This window comes from Caldicellulosiruptor hydrothermalis 108 (assembly GCF_000166355.1).
Classification (GTDB): domain Bacteria; phylum Bacillota; class Thermoanaerobacteria; order Caldicellulosiruptorales; family Caldicellulosiruptoraceae; genus Caldicellulosiruptor; species Caldicellulosiruptor hydrothermalis.
In genome coordinates, this window is sequence record NC_014652.1 from 437,116 (window position 1) to 455,742 (window position 18,627).

Here is an 18,627-nt window from a genome sequence, read left to right on the forward strand (position 1 = left end):
TATCTACAGAAATGTAAAAAAAGCCACAGGGAACATTAAAACTCTCTGTGGCTTTTTGTTTTTACAGGAGGTGCATTGGAATTGGTAGCAATAGCAACGGGTATACCTGAAATAGATAATCAGCTTGCACAAAAGATAAAGGATTCCCAAATTGTTCACTACCGGGAATATCTGCTGATAAATAAATTTGAAACAGTGATTGTTTCACCGCACCTGGAAGGTTCAATACCGGTAGAAGATACAATATTTCAGTTAAGAAGCAGGAACACAAGGATAGTCTTTATACTGTTTGCGGACATAGAAGACAGAGCAGAACTGATCAAGTTTCTGATCACCTGCGGGGTGTATGATATAATAGCAGGTTCTGCAACGATTGAGGAGATAGTTAATATTTACAATAATCCGCGTACATTTGCAGATATAACGCCAGTATATCTAAAAGTGAGTGGTGCAAAAGACATTGCGGTAACAACGAAACAGGTTCAGCAGGAAACAGAACAGACAGATTATAAAACCGCTTCACAGGAAGTTGAGAAGATAGTCGAGAAAGTGATTGAAAAAGAAAAGGTAGTTGAGAAGGAAAAGGTGGTGGAAGTAGAAAGACCAGTGTTTGTTCAGCCAATTCCAATAGGTGTCTGGAGTCTTGACAATCCATTTTTGAGTGCAAAATTCAGTATCGAACTTGCAAAAGGAATTGATGCCTTCTTTACCCGGAAACGCATAAAAAGCCAAATCGCTCTTGTTGACTTTGAAGAAATAACACCGAGAATACCAAGTATTCTGAAAATCCAGCCCTGCAACGTTGATTACATTGTCAGGATGATAAACTCAGGAGATCTCACACAGGAGTTACTTGAAAAACATCTTGTAAAACAGGGCAACCTCAAAATCTTTTCCGGCATAGACGATGATGTATTCTTTACAGTCAATGAAAAACATCTGTTAACGATCCTGAGGTTGATCAGCCGCACAGCTTACACAGTAGTAAACGCAGGATATGGTATATGGACAAGCGGTGTTGTAACAACTTTCGCTGAAAGCAACAAAATACTTGTGCTGGTTGAAGCTACAAAATTCAGTGTTGTAAAAACGTTAAAGATACTTAACAAACTTGAACACATGTGGGGGCTTGACAAGTCAAAAATCCATATATGCCTGTTTGGAGAAGGATTAACAAGTGAAATAGATAGAGGAACTGTAGTTGATATAGCAGAACAGAACAATTTTAAATATGTACATTCAATCCCGACAAAAATGAACAAAGCACTGCCGCAACTTATTGAAACATTGATAGGCGGGTGATAACCGGTGATAATCAATCCAATGCATGTGAACCTTCGTATTGATACAGAGGAGCTTGAAGAAGAAAAGATAACAGAGATAATTCAGGAGCTCATAAGACGAAGACCGGAAGTGATTGCTGCAAACGAACTGCAACTTGCAAACCTTGGCAGTGAAATTCAAAAAATTATAACCGAAAAGGGATTCAAAAAGATAAGCGTCAAGGATGTTATAAACAACATGGTTGGATACGGCATACTGCAGGATTTGCTTGAAGACCCGGAAGTTACAGATGTCTTTGTAAATGGGCCTGACTACATCGCATGCAAGAAAAACGGCATTGTTTACAGGACAAATAAAAAGTTCAAATCCAAGAAGCAGTTGAGAGAATTCATAAAACGTGTGGTGGTTTTGAACGGAAAATGGATAAACGAAAACGAAGCAAAAGTAGTGGTATCCGACCCGAGACAGACGCTTAGAATTGTAGCAACCCTGGAAGTGTTGACTCTTGATACACCTGTGTTGAGAATCCGAAAACCACCCACCAGCAGAACACTTGATGAACTTGTTGAATTAAAAGTGTTAACACCACAGCAGGCTAACCAGCTAAAAGATTTTGTAAAGACAAGAAAAACAATTGTTATAGCCGGTGCACCTGCATCGGGCAAGACTGCTCTGCTTTCTGCACTTATCAGAGAGATACCGGAAGCAGAACAGTACAAAGTAATTCAGGAAAGCGCTGAAATTCCACGCCTGCATGACAACTCATGGGTTGAACTCATAAGGCAAACGGACAATCCAAATATCAAAGAATACTCGTTGTTTGAACTTACCAGACTGGGACTTTTAGAGTCTCTTGATCGAATCATCATAGGGGAAATCAAAGGCAAAGAAGCCTATGAGTGGATTATGGCAGTATACTCCGGTATGTGGGGGTCTATGACTACAATACATTCAAACTCGGCAGAAGAAGCAATTGAAAAGCTTATTATCCTCATGAAAATGGCTGATAATGACCTGAGCGAAAACTTCCTGAGAAATGTCATAATTCACTCGGTGGACTATATTCTGTACATGGAAAGATTCAGCCTAAAACAAATCTATCGTGTGAGAAAAGAGGCGAATAGCTGTGCTGAAGAAGTTCTGGATGTATTACAAACGTAGAGATAAGTTTTTGCGATACACAATTAATAACTTCCTGTTCTTTGAAGTCTACTTTGCAGTCCAAATTGCAGTAACAATAGTTTTTTTTGCGTTTGGGATTCGCTACAGTGTCCTGCAGGGTATTGGTCTTGCAGTAATAAGTTTTGTGTTTCTTTCATTCCTGTATGACTATCTGGTCGCAAGAGCAAAGGATAAACTAAATCAGGGATTTATAAGTTTTCTGTCCACGTTTGCGGGGTTTTATGCCATAAACAAAAACGTTATGAAAAGCCTCAAAGAAACCTGCGACTTCATTGACGAACCTGTAAAAGGGATAGTCCTTAAAAACCTGCTCCTGTATGAAAAAGGACAGCTGGCATATGAAGAACTGTTTACCCGCATAGCAGATGAAATAGACATCAAAAGCTACAGAAATTTTTTCATGCTGCTTTTAACAGCAGATACAACAGGCGCTGATATCACAGGTATAACACGAAGGCTTATTGATACAGAACAGGAGAAGAACAGGGCAATGGTGCAGCTCAGATCTTCCATTAGCTACGGGCTGATCATGATTTTCATCATGAGTATTATCACGCTCTACATGTTCAACAATGCGCTTTCAACCCAGCAGATAACTGAAGGTATAACTCCGGCTACGTTTGTATTTGTAATGAGTGCAGTGATATTTGCACTGCTGCTGGGTAAAGTAATGTCAAAATGGCTGGAAGGGGAGTGATATCTGTTGATACAGAAGTATTTACCACTGGTTATTCAGACAGTAGTCCTTGCCGTGATGGGTGTGGTCTTATACAGTATCATTACAGAAAAGAAAATATCAAGACTCATTGTCGCCAGCAGCAAAACAGACAAATTTGCCTTTCAGAACCTGACAATTCCGCTTACTGTGTTATTTGCAGTGGGCGGATTTTTGTTTGCCAGGCTTGTTCGAGCTGAAGGGCTGGTTGCCCAGATTTTACTTGCAACAGGTTTTGGCATGATTGGTCACGAACTACCAAAAGAGATTGAAAGAACCCGGAAAAACAAACTTCGTTCAAGTATCGCAGATATTGCACTTATGTGCGAACTGGGATTAAAAGCAGGTTTAAGCCTTGACAGGATTTTTGCCGTCATTGCCGAAACAATAGTGGAACCACGATATAAAGATGCTTTTTTGCAGGCTGCTGCGACATACAAAACAACACACAATATAGAAGACTGTTTTACAATCTTACGTAGCCAATTGGATTTACCTGAGCTTGAAATACTCAAAAGAGCACTTCTTGAGGTTGAAAAGGTAGGTCTTAGTGGAATACAGTCACTGGAGGTATTTTCCCAGGTTGAGACCATGAACAAAATAGAGCAAATCTACAAAAAGAGCGATAAAGCAAGAAGTTATACCACTTACGCAATAGTAGCAATGGTCTTTGCATTGATCAGTATCTATTTCTTTCCACTGTTTAAACTGGCAACCGATACGCTTAATCAAATACTGGGGAAGTGATAAAAGTGTCAAGCAGCAAGAGAATATATCAATTAGCCATAGTTGTCTTTACATTTTTGCTTGCTTACATTTTGCTCATGATACAGACAGAGTATCACATACAGAACGACACATTCTGGCATCTGAAAGCAGGAGAATATATGATCAAACATAAAACTATACTTACCCATGATGTATTTTCATGGACTGTTAAGGGAGCGCACTGGTATTCACATGAATGGTTGTGGGAAGTCATTGTGTATACTGTTTACTCCAAATTTGGTTTTACAGGATTGTTCATATTTGATCTTCTGCAGGTGTTCTTAATTTTATTACTGGGGGTTATATTATTCAGTAATGCGTTGTCCTATACAGTGTTTTCAGCAGGAATGCTGATGTATACATCAGCAGGCTATATAGTCGCAAGACCACATCTTACAGGACTTCTGCTGTTTATACTCATGCTCGCAGTTTATTACAACGTCAGAAATGAAAAAGCAAGACTTATACTTGTGTTTCTGGTATTCCTGCTGTGGTCGAACATACACTCATCTGTGGTACTTGGGACAGGAGTCGTGATTTTGCTGACACTTTTAAAAGATAAACTTGAAAGGGAAAAATTTATTCTGCCACCAGTAGTCTTTGCCGGGTCTCTTATCAACCCCCACTTTGCAGGAATATACATCTACTTTTTCAAAACAGTTCTTGCTCAGGACATGATAAAGTACATCAACGAGTGGCAGTCTCCCAACTTTCACATGAAGGCGATACTCTTCTTTACTCTTGCCATAATCACTGTTTTTGTGTTTGCAATCAAGATTTCAAAAGATACAAAAGGCGTTATATGGTTCATTACCGGGCTGGCTGCTTTTTTGACGGGTATAAGAAATGCTGCACTTTTCTCTTTGTTTGCAGCTTTAAGTATTAAAGACGTGGTCCTGCAGGATAAGAGAATAGAGAAATTGCTGAAACAGTTTTTAATTTTTGCGCTGCCGGTTCTGTTGCTGACACAGGTAAGTATTGCATTACCGGATGAAAAGTTTTTTAAGAACGCCATTGCAAACATTATGCCGCAAAAAGCAGTGGATTATATGATTGCACATGGCTATACTGACAGGGTATTCAATGAATATCACTACGGCGGTTACCTTATGTGGAGGGGAATAAAACCTTCAATTGACAGTCGTGCTGACCTTTATTACTTTGCAAACAAGAAATTCTGGGATGATTTTATCAATTCCACACTGCTTTTAAACGAAAAGCCGGAAGATGTGCTTTTCAAAACAAAAGCCAGGTACGTACTGTTCCCCTCAAATTCAGGTTACATCAAATACCTGAAAGCCAAAGGAACAGGAAAAGTCCTGTATCAGGACAGAGAAGCAACTTTGTTAGAACTCAAAGGTTCTCTCAACTGAGCCTTTTTATTTTTTGGGGGATTAAGATGGATTCTCAGGAGCTTGTAAAGACAAATGAACTTTACAACAGGCACTGGTGGTTTCTGGGTAAATACAAAATCGTTCACAAACTCATAGAACGGTATGTTAGAACTCCTTATGTACCAAGGGTTCTGGATATTGGCTGTGGTCCTGCTTATTTTTCGAGATTCTATCAGTATACTGGCATAGACCCCAATACAAATATCGATTCACACAACATTATAAGGGCACGTATAGAAGATGTAAAGCTAACCGGCAAATACGACGTTATACTTGCTCTTGATGTGCTGGAACACCTGGAAGATGACAGAATAATACTACGATACCTGAACGAAAACTTAAAAGACAATGGTATTGCAATAATTACAGCACCAGCACATCCATGGCTATTCTCTGAACATGACAGAGTATGCGGACACTACAGAAGATACACCAGAAAACAACTCAAGGAACTGTTCCGGGATTTTGACTGCAAACTCTACTATTTCAATTCGCTTCTGTTCCCGGTGGAGCTGGTTTTCCGCCTGCTGACAGGAGGAAAAAACAATCTAAAACTTCTACCCGGCTGGCTAAATGCTCTATTACTTTTTGTATTTTCTGTTGAATACTACCTGCTACCGGTTCTGCCTGCCGGGATGTCCCTGTTAGCAATTGTTAGAAGGAAAAGGAGGTGAAAGCTATGCTTGCCAGAATAACGGCTGTACTCAGAGACAGAACCGGTGTTTCAGAAATGATGGGCAGTGCATTTTTGCTCATCTTTGTTGTACTCGTTATGGCTACTCTACTTAAAAATCTCGGTAACACCATCGCAAACGGCTATCTCAGGTTGAACATTAAAATACAGCAGCAACTCAATCAGATTCCGTGAAAGAAAGAAGGTGTGTAACTTGAAAGGAGCAATAGTCGTTCCCTGCTACAATGAGTTTTTCAGACTGCACTGTAACTTTGTCACATGGTACAAACTCAAAAAACAGTATGAACTCATCTTTGTAGATGATGGGTCAAATGATGGTACATTCAGAGTGGCAGAAAGACTTGGCAAATGCATAAGGCTGGATAAAAACATGGGCAAGGGATATGCGGTGCGGGTGGGGATTCTGGAAGCCTTAAAAACAGACCCTGACTTTGTTGGATTTACGGATGCTGATTTGAGTGTATCACCTGACCAGTGGGAAAAACTCATTGCAAAACTCAAGGACTTTGACATTGTTACAGGTTCACGTTCAATGCCGGACTCAGTTGTTAATAGAAGTCCAATGCGAAAACTCACAGGTAAAGTTTTTTCGACAATAGTGCATGAGGTTTTGCAACTGCAGGTCCATGACACACAGTGCGGACTCAAGTTCTTCCGTCCGGAAGCAGCAAAACTGCTGTTCGCAGAACCATTAGTAGCAAACAGATTTGCGTTCGATATTGAGATTTTACTGAGAGCAAAGTTGCTGGAACTTTCAATTGCAGAGATAGGTATAATATGGCAGGAACAAAAAGGCAGTCATGTGAAATTGAGTTCTGTATTCGAAATGCTCAAATCCCTTATCAAACTTGCCAGTGTCTACAACGGGCTCAGCCCGCTGGAATACAGAAAAATTATTCAGGCAAGGAGAGTGATGTAGATGAGAAAAATTACTGAAGTGTTTAAAGACAACTCTGGTGTTTCTGAAATGATGGGCTCAGCTTTTCTGCTGATATTCGTTGTACTTGTCATGGCAACACCGCTTAAAAATCTTGGTTCCACCATCAGCGGCGGGTACAACACACTCAATACCAAGATTCAGCAGCAGTTAAATCAAATACCATGATGAAAGGGGGGTAAACTGGCATGTTAAGAAGAATTGCTGAAGTTTTCAGGGATACTTCAGGTGTGTCTGAAATGATGGGCAGTGCATTTTTGCTCATCTTTGTTGTACTCGTTATGGCTACTCCACTTAAAAATCTCGGCACAACTATCAGCGGCGGGTACAATAACTTAAACGTCAAGATTCAGCAGCAGCTCAATCAAATTCCATGATGGCAGGGTTGTTTTTCTACCCTGCCTTTCTTTTTTTGAGAAAGTCCAAAAAAGAAGGTGGTAAACATGAAATTTCTTGTGCTTTTGAAAGATAGAAGAGGTAATTCAAGTGTGATTTCGTTCCTTATTGTCCTGCCGCTTATATTATCACTGAGCTTCAACCCGATTTTAATGTACCTGGATGCGCAGAAGTATCAAAGACTTGATCATATTGTACAAAAATATCTTACAATCATGGAATCAGAAGGTGGACTTACAACTTCACGCTACATTGAACTTGTTGAGAACCTGACATCAATAGGCTGCGATATGAGCAAAACTACAATTGACTATACCCCTTATCCAGTAGATTTCGGGAACGAAGTCAGGCTTGGTGTTACAACACAGATGAAGCTGGTCAGAATTTCAATCTTGAGGGCAGGTGGTGCAAATGTGCAAATTATTACAGCCAGAGCTGGACCGTATTACTCGGTGTCTAAAAAGAACGTTGGGGAATAAAAACGGTGACTCTGCACTGATACTTGTATCAGTTCTGCTTTTCACAATCATAATTCCTATTTCCACATATGCAATGAACTCAACAATTCTACTTACCCAATATGACAAAATAAAGCAGGCGATAAAAGTATCAGCTATGGGAGCACTTTACAATGTTTCCCAGGACACCATACTGTATGATACTGGCAAACAAACAGTAGCAGATGCTTTTACAACCCTGTTCAAGAAAAACCTGCAAATAGACGACAGTGGATACTCAAAAATTTTAACAACCACTCAGCCAATCACAATACAGGAACTGGTAGTTTACGATGCAGGTGATGTCCCTGCGACCTGTCCGCAGGGTACTGTAATATCATTTCCGGCAATACATGTGGTTGTCAGCACACAGTTTAAAGATTGTTTTGGCAAACCAAGAGATGTTCTTATACACAGCGACATTGATATATTTGAGAGGTGAGATAATTGATGCAAAGTTTACTGGCTTTGCTTGGGGCAACTGTACTTGCAGCAATTGCTTCGTACTATGACATCAAAACACGCCAGATCCCCGACTGGATCTGGGCTTTAGCAGCTGTACTGGCAGTTGCAATCTGGCAAAAAAATATTCTTAAAAATGGTAATTTGATGATTGCAATTTTGATTTTTATATGCCTGTTTTTGCTTGCGTACTACAGACTGCTTGGCGGCGGTGATTTGAAACTCATAAGTGCTCTGGCGCTTTTGGTGGGTGGTAGTATAACCACAGCCATTGCAGCAGGTACACTTCTACAGCTTGGATTTGCATACTGGAGAATGCTGAAGACAGGTGAAAACATGTGGGGACAGCGACTGCCGCTCATGCCGTTCGTGTTTTTTGGCCTGGTGGCAGTTGTGATAATTAATCTTTTCACAAAAATATCACTTTAAAGGAGGTAGTTTTCAAATGAGAACAGTATTGTTCAATCTCAGTCTCATTTTGGCAGGTTTTGGATTGGGGATTTATACATGTGCAGCAATGCTCTTTAACTCTTTGAGTCCGTTCGATGTTATGAAAAAGGAAGGACATCCAAAACTGGGCTGTGTTAAATCACTTTTCTGGCTTGCAGTGGTTCTTGTTGCTGCCCTGGTAGTTCTTTTGTCGGTTGTCAAAAAATAAGCAACGGGTACAGGGGGAAACTTCCCCCTGCAAGTTTTTAAAGGGGGTGTTATGGTTTGAACAAGGTAAAGAGGATCTTTAAAAAGGTAGTTAAAATACTCAGGGACAGAAATGGGGCAAATGAGATAATTGGATCGGCACTGTTGATGGTATACACCGTACTGGCGGTTATACCATCTATTATGGGCTGTGCCAGAACAATTGATACTGCCATACAATCGCTGGACAATCAGCTTACCAAATTTCTCACAGAAGGGTTTTAGTATCAAAAAGAAAGGCAGGTGAGATGTTTGAAACTAAAAAAAATAGGTCTTTTCTTTATTTTTCTTATCCTGGCAGCTGGTCTGGCTTTTGCAGAGTATTATCTGCTCACAAATACAGCAAACAAACCCCAGTATCAGCTGATAATTGTGGCAAAACAGGACATACCGGCAGGTGCTCAAATCACACTTGATAAATTATCGGTGGCACGGGTGGATGTCCGGACACCGGTCCATGCTGCCACAACCCGGAAACAGATACTTGGCAGGTATGCTCTGTATGACATCAAGGCAGGTGAACCAATTATACCGGAGCACCTGACAGATTTGTCTATTGATACCCTTGCAAATGGTATGAAATTGACAGCTGTTAGAATAGACCCAGTTCCATACGACTTTATAAACATCGGGGATGAAATTGAACTCGGGTGTGTGATTCAGGACAAAACGCTTTCGTGGCGTGTTAGAGTGATTCAGGTTTACGATGCTAATTTCAGGGATATTCGAAGTGTTAAAGAACAATTGCAGCAGACAAATGCACAACAGGCACCCGCATTGATGATTGGTTATTTAGCTGTTGCAGGTGATGATGCAACAATAAAGACTTTGAAGTCAGCTGAAAAGCAGGGAACTTTGTTTGTAATCAAAGAAAAATAGGAAAGGAGAGATTTATATGAACAAGTGTCTGTTTTTTGGCAGACTCACAAGAGATCCCGAAGTCTTTAACACACAAAACGGCAACAAACTTGTCAGAATCACAGTTGCAATGGACAGAACAGTCAAGGGAGAAAAGAAAGCAGAGTTTATCCCATGCATAGCATTCGGGAAAAATGCAGAGTTAATTGAACAGCACTATACCAAAGGACGTGAAATTTTAGTTGAAGCAAGAGCTGAAAACGCCAGAGGAAAAACAAAAGATGGTGTGGAATATCCCACCTTCAGATTTGTGATTGAACGATTTTATTTTGCAGGTTCTAAAAAAGAACAGCAAAAAGAGCAGACTGCAACTACTTCTGAAACAGAACCCGAATTTTCTGAAGATGAGCTTGAAAAGGAACTGGAAGAGTTCTTTGAAGAAGATGAAACTTTTGAACCACCAGAAAAGGGCATTATCACATCCGAAGAAGACATACCATTCTAAAGCAGGGTCAAAAGCCCTGCTTTTTTTTGCTGTCAACATTTCAGGGAAGGAGTGCAAAGGATTTATGCAAAGGGCACTGAATCTGCTTTTGCAAAACATGAGCGAGAAGAACGCTACACTTCTTACTCATTCATTGAACGTTGCAAAACTATGTACAATCATAGCCAGGAACCTGGGAATGGATGAAGAGTATTACTACACAGCAGGACTATTGCACGATGCAGGGAAACTGCTTGTTCCCAATGCGCTTCTGGATAAATCAATCTCAATAGGTAATGAAGAACAGGAAATCCTCAAAAACCACAGCAAATGGGGTGCTGAACTTTTAAAACTGCTGGGTCTAAATGAATTTTCAGTGATAGCACTGCTCCACCATCAGGATACATCTGATTTGCCACTACCAGTTCAGATTGTAGCAGTTGCAGACAAATTTGAAGCCATGACAAGTTTGTGGCGACAGTATAAAAAACCTGTAACAGCAAAGGAAGCAATCGATGAACTGTGGAACATGAGAATATTCCACCCCACAGTCATAGAAGCTCTTGCTATTGCACAGGCAGAGTTTTTGACAGAAAAGAAAACCTGTTGAGTTTTCTTATACAAAACATGCCTGAATTACCATTTATACTGTCGTTTTTAAGCACGTCCTTTAAGCTGGGACGTGTTTTTTTATATTGTCCAAAGTTTTTGGTGCGTTTTATAAGGCAAAATAACCGCTTTCAAGGGGGTTTTTGAAGTGGGGAGTTACAAAATAGAAATTGCAGCAAGACCGGTTCCGAAAGCTCGTCCCCGACTGGGTAGCAACGGAAAGATGTATACCCCGAGAGAAACAAGAGAATTCGAGGAACTCATTGGCTGGACTACCAGAAGTGTTGTGAGAAAGCCTATCGAAAAACCAGTTAAGGTCAATATTGACGTGTATTCAAAGACGAGAGCGGATATAGACAACATTGCGAAAGCAATTTTAGACGGTTTAAATGGTGTTGCTTTCCTGGACGACAGGCAGGTGGTTGACCTTAGAATCAGAAAACTGCCGCCCGTGGACTGCGAAAAGATTGTCATCAGTATCAAAGAAACAAGGAGTGTTCAAAAGTGCAAAAACTCAGGTTAAAGGTCTACATTTGTTCTCCATACAAAAACAATCCGGAAGAAAACCGAAGGAAAGCGCTGCAGTACTGCAGGAAGGCTTTCGAAGAAGGATACCTGCCCATAGCCCCGCATGCGTATTTTCCCCAGTTTTTGGATGAAACCACAGAAAGAGAACAGGGTCTCGAAATGGCTTTGCAGCTGCTTTTGGAGTGCCAGGAGCTCTGGGTGTTTGGTCCAGAGATAACGGAAGGTATGAGAAGAGAAATCGAATACGCCAAAAAGTTTGGGATACCCATCAAATGCTTCTATTTCAAGAAAGTTGACCAGGTCAAAGAAATTCTAAAGGGGAGTGGTACAGATGAGCAGAAACACTAATATCTGTTCTGACATATCTGGTATTGCTGAGCAAATTCGCAGGGATCTCAAAATAGGGCAAAAAGTCAAAACAAACAGAGTGCCCTGGACATCCGGTCAGGGTAAGTCTGATTATGAGCACAGAACAAGAGCAGGAAAAGTAATTGCAAAGTATCCCTACTTTTTTGTTGTACAGTTCCCACAGTACAGAGAGTGTTTCAAATACACCGATGTTGCGTCAGACATTATTCAACTCTGCGATGAGACAGAAGAAAACCAGGATGTTTTCAGCTGACTCAAAAGCTTGAAGGGGTGATGGACTGTGTATGGTTTTGACAGGCAAAAAACAAAACAGGTAGCAAAGGCATATGTCAAACACAAAGCAAAAGCTGCTTTAATAGCTTTTCTGAAAAGTCCACCCGGCCTTATAACAATTGGCGTGCTGCTGATTATTCTGCTAATCATTGGTTCACTGCAGGCATTTATCGAAGCAGGCGAAATTTCAAACAGGCTTGATGATGAACACAATCAAAAACTGCAAAAGGAAGTTGTCGATATTGCAAGAGAAAAGTCAGGCAGTTTGCTGGATTACTATGGTACAGATGAAGATCTCGCACTGAACGCAGCATGGATATTAAGTTATTACAAGTATCTGCAGTTTATGAACAAAGCAGACATAACAGAAGCCAAAGACTTTGACGAAGTTGCAAAAGAAATGGCAAAACAGGGTATTAAAAGCGCTGTCAATCAGATCCTGCCACAGTGGTACATCTATAACAAGCTCAAAGGTGAACTTACAAACGTAGCAGAAAGAATGAAACCAAGGTTTCTGTATATCAAAACAGAGCGCAGAACTGTTACAACAAAACTTCTGCACTACTCAATGCCAAGAACATATTCCTATACAGTCTCTAAAGAAGTCTACAACCCTGAAACAGGAAAATATGAAACTCAAACAGAAAACAAGAACAAAACCGTTACCGTGAAATGGACTGAAAAAGTTGAAATTACCGAAACACAACCCATCTGGCTAATAGTTGCTGCTGATACGATCAAACAACGCTATACATTCAGCTATGATATCAACGAATACAAACGCACATACCAGAACAGTGTACCACAGAAAACCCAAAAGACGAAAAGCCAGGATTTAAAACTCGATTTTGACCCCAAAAAATTCATTGAGAACAAGGACTGCTTACATGCATCCAATTCAGGAATAAACTCCAAATTCGAGCTAAAGACCAACTTCGACAGTGCTGAGAAGGAACAGAAACCTTCCACCAGCAGCAAAACGGTCGAAACATCACCACAAACAGAAGAACCAGCATTCAGTCCTGAAAACGGTGCAAGTAACGTGAGTCACACCGATGGAGAGAAAAAAGTTGAAAAAGAAGAAATACTGCAGGTAGTGGAAACAGTCCCTGAACTTAGTAACCAGAATGCCATTGGCAAAGAATATGAAAGACTCGAAGAGATGATTCTGGAAGACAATCCAAAAGAAGATATTGCACTTGCCAGATCAATGATTGTTAACAGTGCGTTGAGTTTCATGAGCGGTACAAAAGATATGAGCTGGGTATTTTCACAGATAAACGACTACATGAACGTTGGTGGTTATGTCAGCAGTTCATATATCCCTGCTCAGTTTTTGCTGATGTTCCAGGAAGCTGAAAAACTCTTTGGTATACCATACTGGTTTTTGGGTGCAATAGCATACAGAGAAAGCTCATTCAATCCGCAGGCAAGAACACCGAACTCAGATGGTGTCGCAGTTGGACTCATGCAGGTACAACAAAAATACTGGAACAGCAGAGTTGAAACTTTCAAAAACGCATTCCCTGATGTAACAATCACAGGAGATATCAATAACCCGAGAGACCAGGTTCTGATTGGTAGCTGGACAATTTACAACTGCATCAAAGAAATGGTGGGAGATCCATCTTCAATAGACTGGCAGGGTGATGGATGGAAAGAACAAGTAATCCCTGCACTTGCAGGCTACTGGATGGGAATAGGTGGTGCTAAGAAATGGGATGCTCCAAACAACTACGCAAAAACAAGAAGTGAATACGCTCCGCAACTTATAGCACAGGCACAGCTTTATAAATCTGTCGGTGAAATGCTTGCAAACCCTGAAATTGCTAAACCTGTCGCAGGCGATATGAATATTACAAGCCCGTTCGGTATGCGCTACCACCCAATCTATAAAACGTGGAAAATGCACACCGGTATCGACATTGCTACAACCTATGGTCAGCCTGTTTTTGCAGTTAAAGACTCGGTTGTCAAGTTTGCAGGTTGGATGAGTGGATACGGCAAGGTTATCATCCTGCAATCAGGGGAGTATGAGTTTTACTACGCACATCTGGCAGACATAGACGTTCAGGTTGGACAAATGGTAACAAAAGGTCAGCAGATCGGGGGTGCCGACTCGACAGGCAATTCAACAGGTAATCACCTGCACTTTGAGGTGAGAATTAACGGTACGCCAGTAGACCCATTAACAGTCCTTGGCAATCTCCAGTAGGGCTGCAGAAGTAACTTCTGCAGCCTTTTCAAAAAATAAACTTGTGTTTGGTTTATTTTGGATGTATAATAGAAATAGCAAACAATTGTTTGTAGAAAGGAGCGTCTGCTTATGCAGGGATTAACGGAAAGACAGCAACAGATACTGTATGCTATAACAAGCTACATTAACGAAAAGGGTTATCCACCCACCGTTAGAGAACTTGCAGATATGGTAGGAATCAAATCTTCATCTACACTTCATGGGCATCTGAAAAGACTCGAAAAGAAAGGATACATCACAAAAGAAAAGGGAAAGCCTAGGACTATTGTGCCAACAGCAGTGTAGAAGAGAATACAAAAATGGAGAAGGCCGGGACGGTGCGCCACCAGGCAGCAGTACCTGTCCCAGCCTTCTCCATGGATTTAGAAGAGGACAAAGGTTTGGTTTTATTGAGGTTAATTTTATTTTATCTTTACAGAACTCATATTCCAATAGTTTTTTTTGAGGAAAGAAATAAAATTTTTGCAACAAAAGAATCATTTCGTTGCAAATCATACACCAAAATGATATAATTAACTCATAAAATATGCCTTATTTGCAACAAAACTTACAAATATATTCGCAACAAAATTGGACAGAGACGAGATATAACTCACGAAGGGAGTGTCTACTATTATGGAAAAGAAACTGGACTTGTATCCATATGTTGCTGCAGCAATCTCCATAAATCCTAAAGCTTGGCATATAATAGATAACAAAATTCTTAAACACCTTGACAAGTTGTACGAATACGGCATCAAATCAGATTACTGGAACAAACCACCCATTGTTTCACTGCCTGCCGATTCAGTTATCTATGCAAGAGAACTTTTGTGTGCTTTTGAGTACATAAAAAACAATAACGAAGACAATCTCAAAAATGATGAAATACTTGACGATATTTTTGAGATGTTGCGGGACATATTCAAAAAAGCCTTTCCGGAAGTATATCAACGTGTTGTCTCAGCAACTAACATTTCAATTGACAGGGTTTTGAGGAGTTTGGTATTGGCGCAGAAAGAAAGAAAAGACTACGCATGGGAAGAACTTATCTGGTATGAAAAGAACATGTTCCTCACAGTTTTTTGTGCAAAACTATTCGGCAAAGAAATTATAATCGACGATGGCTACAAATTTTTCAGCGAATACTTGCGAACAAGATTAGAATTTGATGACAAAAATGAATGCGTATCAAATCTGGACATGTTAGGGCATTTCAAGAAAATGGATATAGCAACATTTGAGGAATACAAAAAAGAGGGACGGAGACTACAAAAAACTATAGAAACCAACAACCCATACTTCTTCAGAATGTATTTCATTCGCGATGAATTTAATGCTGAGACACAGCAAGCAAAAAACGTTCCACCTATAGATTCCTACTTACAAAAACTGAATGCTGTACCTGCACAGGATATAATCAATGCTGTATATCCGAAACTGAACTCAGTTTTAGCCTATATGTTTGACATATTCGATGTTGATGTGCCCGAACTTCAATATGCTAACCTTGACCACAAAGACATAGAGCATATATACTCTTTTGCATATATGTGCCAGCCACTTTTTAATAACATGTCCGAAAAAGAAAAACTCTCAAAGTTGCAAGATATCATTGTTATATCTGTGTATTTGTGGCCACTTTTAAAAGACTATGTGAAACTTAAACAACAATACGCAACACTGCATAGTGAATATGTCACGAAGTTTGTTATTCAAAAGAAAGAACAAGAGGATATCGAAAGTTTGCAAGAAGAGATAAAAAAACTTAAGCTACTCGAAGCACGTTATAACGGACTTAAAAAACAATACAGTAATTATGATGTAATAAAAAATCAACTTGAATTTTATAAATCAAACTACGAAAAGTTGTTAACTGAGAATGAACAACTCAAAAAAGAAAACAGTCAACTTGTGCAAGAACTCGAAAAGTACAAAGCAGACATAGAAGAACTTGCAAAACTGAGAAGTATAGTTTTTGAAGAGGAGATAGAAACACCACAACCAGCAGTAAATGACTATTCTGTTCTAAAAGACAAGAAAATAGCTATTATTGGAGGGCATAAAGGACAATTTGATGAACTTAAAAACTATGTACAAGAACTCCTGCACATAGAAGTTGGACGACTAAACTATGATGAAAATATTCTTGCTACTGTTGACGTTGTTGTGTTCATTTCAAAAATCCTGAATCATACAGGCTACTACAAAGCAATAAATGCAGTCAAGAAATTAAAACTAAAATATGTCATCACAAGTTACATTAATACTGAAAAAATACTCAAATTACTTACAGGCCTCTTAGAGGAGTGATACAAGATGCAGGAATTTTTCAATTGGCTTCTGGGAAAAGGTAAAATGGAAAGTACAGCAAAAACATATATCAGAGCCGTAGAAAACTTTTTAAAATGGTACTCAGAAAGCTACGACAGAGAGTTTGACGGAAAAGTCCTGCCTCTGCATATCAGAAACTACAGAAGCTATCTTATGACTGTTAAAAAGTTGAATGCTAAAACAATCAATAACAATTTGTCGGCCATAAAATCATACTGCGACTTTCTCGTAGAAAAAGGAGTCATTGAAACCAACCCTGTTTTAGATGACTACTTTATTGACGTTCAAGAACCCGGGGTATCTCCTGCCAAGTTAGAAAACAAGGACTTCAATAAGTTAGAAGAAGCTGTCGTTCACTATGGTTCTGCAAGAGATATTGCTATATTTTACACCCTCGCTTACACAGGGGTAAGAGTTTCTGAACTTTGCAACATCAGGCTTAATGATATCGTCAAGGATGAGCTGATCATTTACTACGGCAAAGGCGGTAAACAAAGAAAGATTCCTTTAAACAGGACTGTCAGGGAAGCAATTGATAACTGGCTCAAAGAAAGAGGCAAATATAAGTACTCTCACCTTGATTACCTCTTCATTTCCGAGAGGGGAAAATTGGACAGAAGCACAGTGTACAGAATAATAAAAGAATACTGCCGTATAGCAAAAATAGAACCGATAGGTCCACATCAGCTAAGGCACTATTTCTGCAAGCGAGCTCTTGAGAAGGGATTCACTATCACAGAGGTTGCTGCACTTGCCGGTCATTCGAGGATTACTACTACCCAAGTTTACATTAATCCTTCCTTGCAGGAATTGAAGGAGAAAATAGAAAGGTTGTAGTACCTTTCAATTTGCTTTCCAACATGATAAAATAATCCTAAACCTTCTACAGAAGGAGTTTTAAAATGGACCAAACCGCAAAAGGAAAAGCCTTCGAATATGCTTGTATCATAGAGTTTGAAAACTACTTAAAAAATGAAATCCAACAAAAAGTTGTTGTCCAAGAAACAAGAGCTCTTTAAACTGCTGAACGATTATTTTTAAAACAGAGCAATGAAGAACAAAAAAATATGTTGAAGGCTGCTAATGCAGCAGCAAAAATTATTTCTAAGTGTGAACCACATTTAGTTTGTAAGAACCACACGAATGAAATAATTCTTAGATTGCAAGAAGATGCTGCAGGTCAACGTGGTGATGTAAGAGATATGTTAGCTATAAGAATTTTAGAACCTGCAACAAAATGGGAGATAGGTATAAGTTGTAAACACAATCATTTGGCTGTTAAGCACCCACGTCTTTCCCCCAAATTAGACTTTGGTAAAAGATGGCTTGGTATTCCTTGTTCTCAAAATTATTTTGACGAGATAAAAAAAGTTTTTTTCGAAATTGAAATACAGATGAGAGAAAAAAAATACTGGAATGAAATTGAAGAAAAAGAAGAAACGGTCTATGTTCCCCTTCTAAATGCTTTTGTCAAGGAATTGATAAGGATAGAAAAAGAGAATAAAAGTCTTGAAGAAACCATACCTTCTAGGTTGCTTAAATATTTATTGGGAAAAAATGACTTTTATAAAGTAATTTCTCTTGAGAATACAAAAAGTACTATGGTTCAAGCTTTCAACCTTAACGGTCTTTTAAATCAACCTTGCTGTGATAGAAAACCTGAATTTAAAATTGGTCCAAAATTAAAACTGCCTACTAAATTTCAAAACATATACTTCAAAGAAGATTCAAAGAATACTGTTCATGTAGTGTGTGATAATGGTTGGACTATTTCCTTTAGACTCCACAACGCCAGTTCAAAGTTGGAACTTTCTTTAAAATTCGATATTCAACTGGTGGGTCATCCCCAAAAACTTTTTTCGCACATCGAAAGTTGGGAGTAAAAATTGCAACTGGGGTATAATAAAAATT

25 protein-coding genes and 1 pseudogene are annotated in these 18,627 nt (G+C 39.4%); all 26 read left to right on the forward strand.

Annotated features, from left to right (window positions below; translation table 11 throughout):
- The first annotated feature begins 81 nt into the window (after positions 1–81).
- A complete protein-coding gene (locus CALHY_RS01940; protein ID WP_013402338.1) occupies positions 82–1,302 on the forward strand; it encodes a hypothetical protein in 1,221 nt (406 codons plus the stop codon).
- 6 nt (positions 1,303–1,308) lie between these two features.
- Positions 1,309–2,445, forward strand: a complete 1,137-nt coding sequence (locus CALHY_RS01945) for an ATPase, T2SS/T4P/T4SS family (protein ID WP_013402339.1) — start codon at positions 1,309–1,311, stop codon at positions 2,443–2,445.
- On the forward strand, positions 2,411–3,163 hold the full coding sequence (locus tag CALHY_RS01950) for a hypothetical protein (protein WP_013402340.1): 753 nt from the start codon (positions 2,411–2,413) through the stop codon (positions 3,161–3,163). The genes CALHY_RS01945 and CALHY_RS01950 overlap by 35 nt, the downstream gene beginning before the upstream one ends.
- A gap of 6 nt (positions 3,164–3,169) precedes the next feature.
- Complete coding sequence (locus CALHY_RS01955) at positions 3,170–3,928, forward strand: hypothetical protein (protein ID WP_013402341.1); 759 nt, start codon at positions 3,170–3,172, stop codon at positions 3,926–3,928.
- 5 nt (positions 3,929–3,933) lie between these two features.
- The gene (locus tag CALHY_RS01960) at positions 3,934–5,322 is read left to right on the forward strand and encodes a hypothetical protein (protein ID WP_238524561.1); all 1,389 of its coding nucleotides are present in this window, start codon (positions 3,934–3,936) and stop codon (positions 5,320–5,322) included.
- A 26-nt stretch (positions 5,323–5,348) separates the two neighbouring features.
- A complete protein-coding gene (locus tag CALHY_RS01965; protein WP_013402343.1) occupies positions 5,349–6,017 on the forward strand; it encodes a class I SAM-dependent methyltransferase in 669 nt (222 codons plus the stop codon).
- 5 nt (positions 6,018–6,022) lie between these two features.
- The gene (locus CALHY_RS01970; protein WP_013402344.1) at positions 6,023–6,211 is read left to right on the forward strand and encodes a hypothetical protein; all 189 of its coding nucleotides are present in this window, start codon (positions 6,023–6,025) and stop codon (positions 6,209–6,211) included.
- Positions 6,212–6,221: 10 nt separating this feature from the next.
- Positions 6,222–6,956, forward strand: a complete 735-nt coding sequence (locus CALHY_RS01975; protein ID WP_238524562.1) for a dolichyl-phosphate beta-glucosyltransferase — start codon at positions 6,222–6,224, stop codon at positions 6,954–6,956.
- Positions 6,957–7,142, forward strand: coding sequence for a hypothetical protein (locus CALHY_RS01980; RefSeq protein WP_013402346.1), 186 nt, complete (start codon positions 6,957–6,959; stop codon positions 7,140–7,142).
- 20 nt (positions 7,143–7,162) lie between these two features.
- Positions 7,163–7,351, forward strand: coding sequence for a hypothetical protein (locus CALHY_RS01985; protein ID WP_013402347.1), 189 nt, complete (start codon positions 7,163–7,165; stop codon positions 7,349–7,351).
- Positions 7,352–7,417: 66 nt separating this feature from the next.
- A complete protein-coding gene (locus CALHY_RS01990; protein WP_013402348.1) occupies positions 7,418–7,849 on the forward strand; it encodes a hypothetical protein in 432 nt (143 codons plus the stop codon).
- Complete coding sequence (locus CALHY_RS01995) at positions 7,782–8,309, forward strand: hypothetical protein (RefSeq protein WP_238524563.1); 528 nt, start codon at positions 7,782–7,784, stop codon at positions 8,307–8,309. The genes CALHY_RS01990 and CALHY_RS01995 overlap by 68 nt, the downstream gene beginning before the upstream one ends.
- Before the next feature lie 8 nt (positions 8,310–8,317).
- Positions 8,318–8,758, forward strand: coding sequence for a prepilin peptidase (locus tag CALHY_RS02000; protein ID WP_013402350.1), 441 nt, complete (start codon positions 8,318–8,320; stop codon positions 8,756–8,758).
- A gap of 16 nt (positions 8,759–8,774) precedes the next feature.
- Positions 8,775–8,987 (forward strand): hypothetical protein, encoded by a 213-nt coding sequence (locus CALHY_RS02005; protein ID WP_013402351.1) that lies wholly within the window; start codon positions 8,775–8,777, stop codon positions 8,985–8,987.
- A gap of 56 nt (positions 8,988–9,043) precedes the next feature.
- The gene (locus CALHY_RS02010) at positions 9,044–9,250 is read left to right on the forward strand and encodes a hypothetical protein (protein WP_013402352.1); all 207 of its coding nucleotides are present in this window, start codon (positions 9,044–9,046) and stop codon (positions 9,248–9,250) included.
- An 18-nt stretch (positions 9,251–9,268) separates the two neighbouring features.
- Complete coding sequence (locus CALHY_RS02015) at positions 9,269–9,904, forward strand: SAF domain-containing protein (RefSeq protein WP_238524564.1); 636 nt, start codon at positions 9,269–9,271, stop codon at positions 9,902–9,904.
- Between the two features lie 16 nt (positions 9,905–9,920).
- Positions 9,921–10,388, forward strand: a complete 468-nt coding sequence (locus CALHY_RS02020; protein WP_013402354.1) for a single-stranded DNA-binding protein — start codon at positions 9,921–9,923, stop codon at positions 10,386–10,388.
- A 64-nt stretch (positions 10,389–10,452) separates the two neighbouring features.
- Positions 10,453–10,977 carry an HD-GYP domain-containing protein gene (locus CALHY_RS02025; RefSeq protein WP_013402355.1) on the forward strand — a complete coding sequence of 175 codons (525 nt, stop codon included), beginning with the start codon at positions 10,453–10,455 and terminating at the stop codon, positions 10,975–10,977.
- A gap of 147 nt (positions 10,978–11,124) precedes the next feature.
- Positions 11,125–11,499, forward strand: a complete 375-nt coding sequence (locus CALHY_RS02030) for a RusA family crossover junction endodeoxyribonuclease (protein WP_013402356.1) — start codon at positions 11,125–11,127, stop codon at positions 11,497–11,499.
- Positions 11,481–11,852, forward strand: coding sequence for a DUF7768 domain-containing protein (locus tag CALHY_RS02035; RefSeq protein WP_013402357.1), 372 nt, complete (start codon positions 11,481–11,483; stop codon positions 11,850–11,852). The genes CALHY_RS02030 and CALHY_RS02035 overlap by 19 nt, the downstream gene beginning before the upstream one ends.
- Positions 11,836–12,126: a hypothetical protein gene (locus tag CALHY_RS02040; RefSeq protein WP_013402358.1), complete on the forward strand. Its 291-nt coding sequence runs from the start codon at positions 11,836–11,838 to the stop codon at positions 12,124–12,126. The genes CALHY_RS02035 and CALHY_RS02040 overlap by 17 nt, the downstream gene beginning before the upstream one ends.
- 27 nt (positions 12,127–12,153) lie before the next feature.
- Positions 12,154–14,361 (forward strand): peptidoglycan DD-metalloendopeptidase family protein, encoded by a 2,208-nt coding sequence (locus CALHY_RS02045; RefSeq protein WP_013402359.1) that lies wholly within the window; start codon positions 12,154–12,156, stop codon positions 14,359–14,361.
- Positions 14,362–14,472: 111 nt separating this feature from the next.
- Positions 14,473–14,688 carry a LexA family protein gene (locus tag CALHY_RS02050; protein WP_013402360.1) on the forward strand — a complete coding sequence of 72 codons (216 nt, stop codon included), beginning with the start codon at positions 14,473–14,475 and terminating at the stop codon, positions 14,686–14,688.
- 330 nt (positions 14,689–15,018) lie between these two features.
- The gene (locus tag CALHY_RS02060) at positions 15,019–16,695 is read left to right on the forward strand and encodes a hypothetical protein (protein WP_013402362.1); all 1,677 of its coding nucleotides are present in this window, start codon (positions 15,019–15,021) and stop codon (positions 16,693–16,695) included.
- Between the two features lie 6 nt (positions 16,696–16,701).
- Positions 16,702–17,553, forward strand: a complete 852-nt coding sequence (locus CALHY_RS02065) for a tyrosine-type recombinase/integrase (protein WP_013402363.1) — start codon at positions 16,702–16,704, stop codon at positions 17,551–17,553.
- Between the two features lie 215 nt (positions 17,554–17,768).
- Positions 17,769–18,599, forward strand: a pseudogene (locus CALHY_RS02070) (HaeIII family restriction endonuclease); the annotation flags it as partial.
- Between the last annotated feature and the right edge of the window lie 28 nt (positions 18,600–18,627).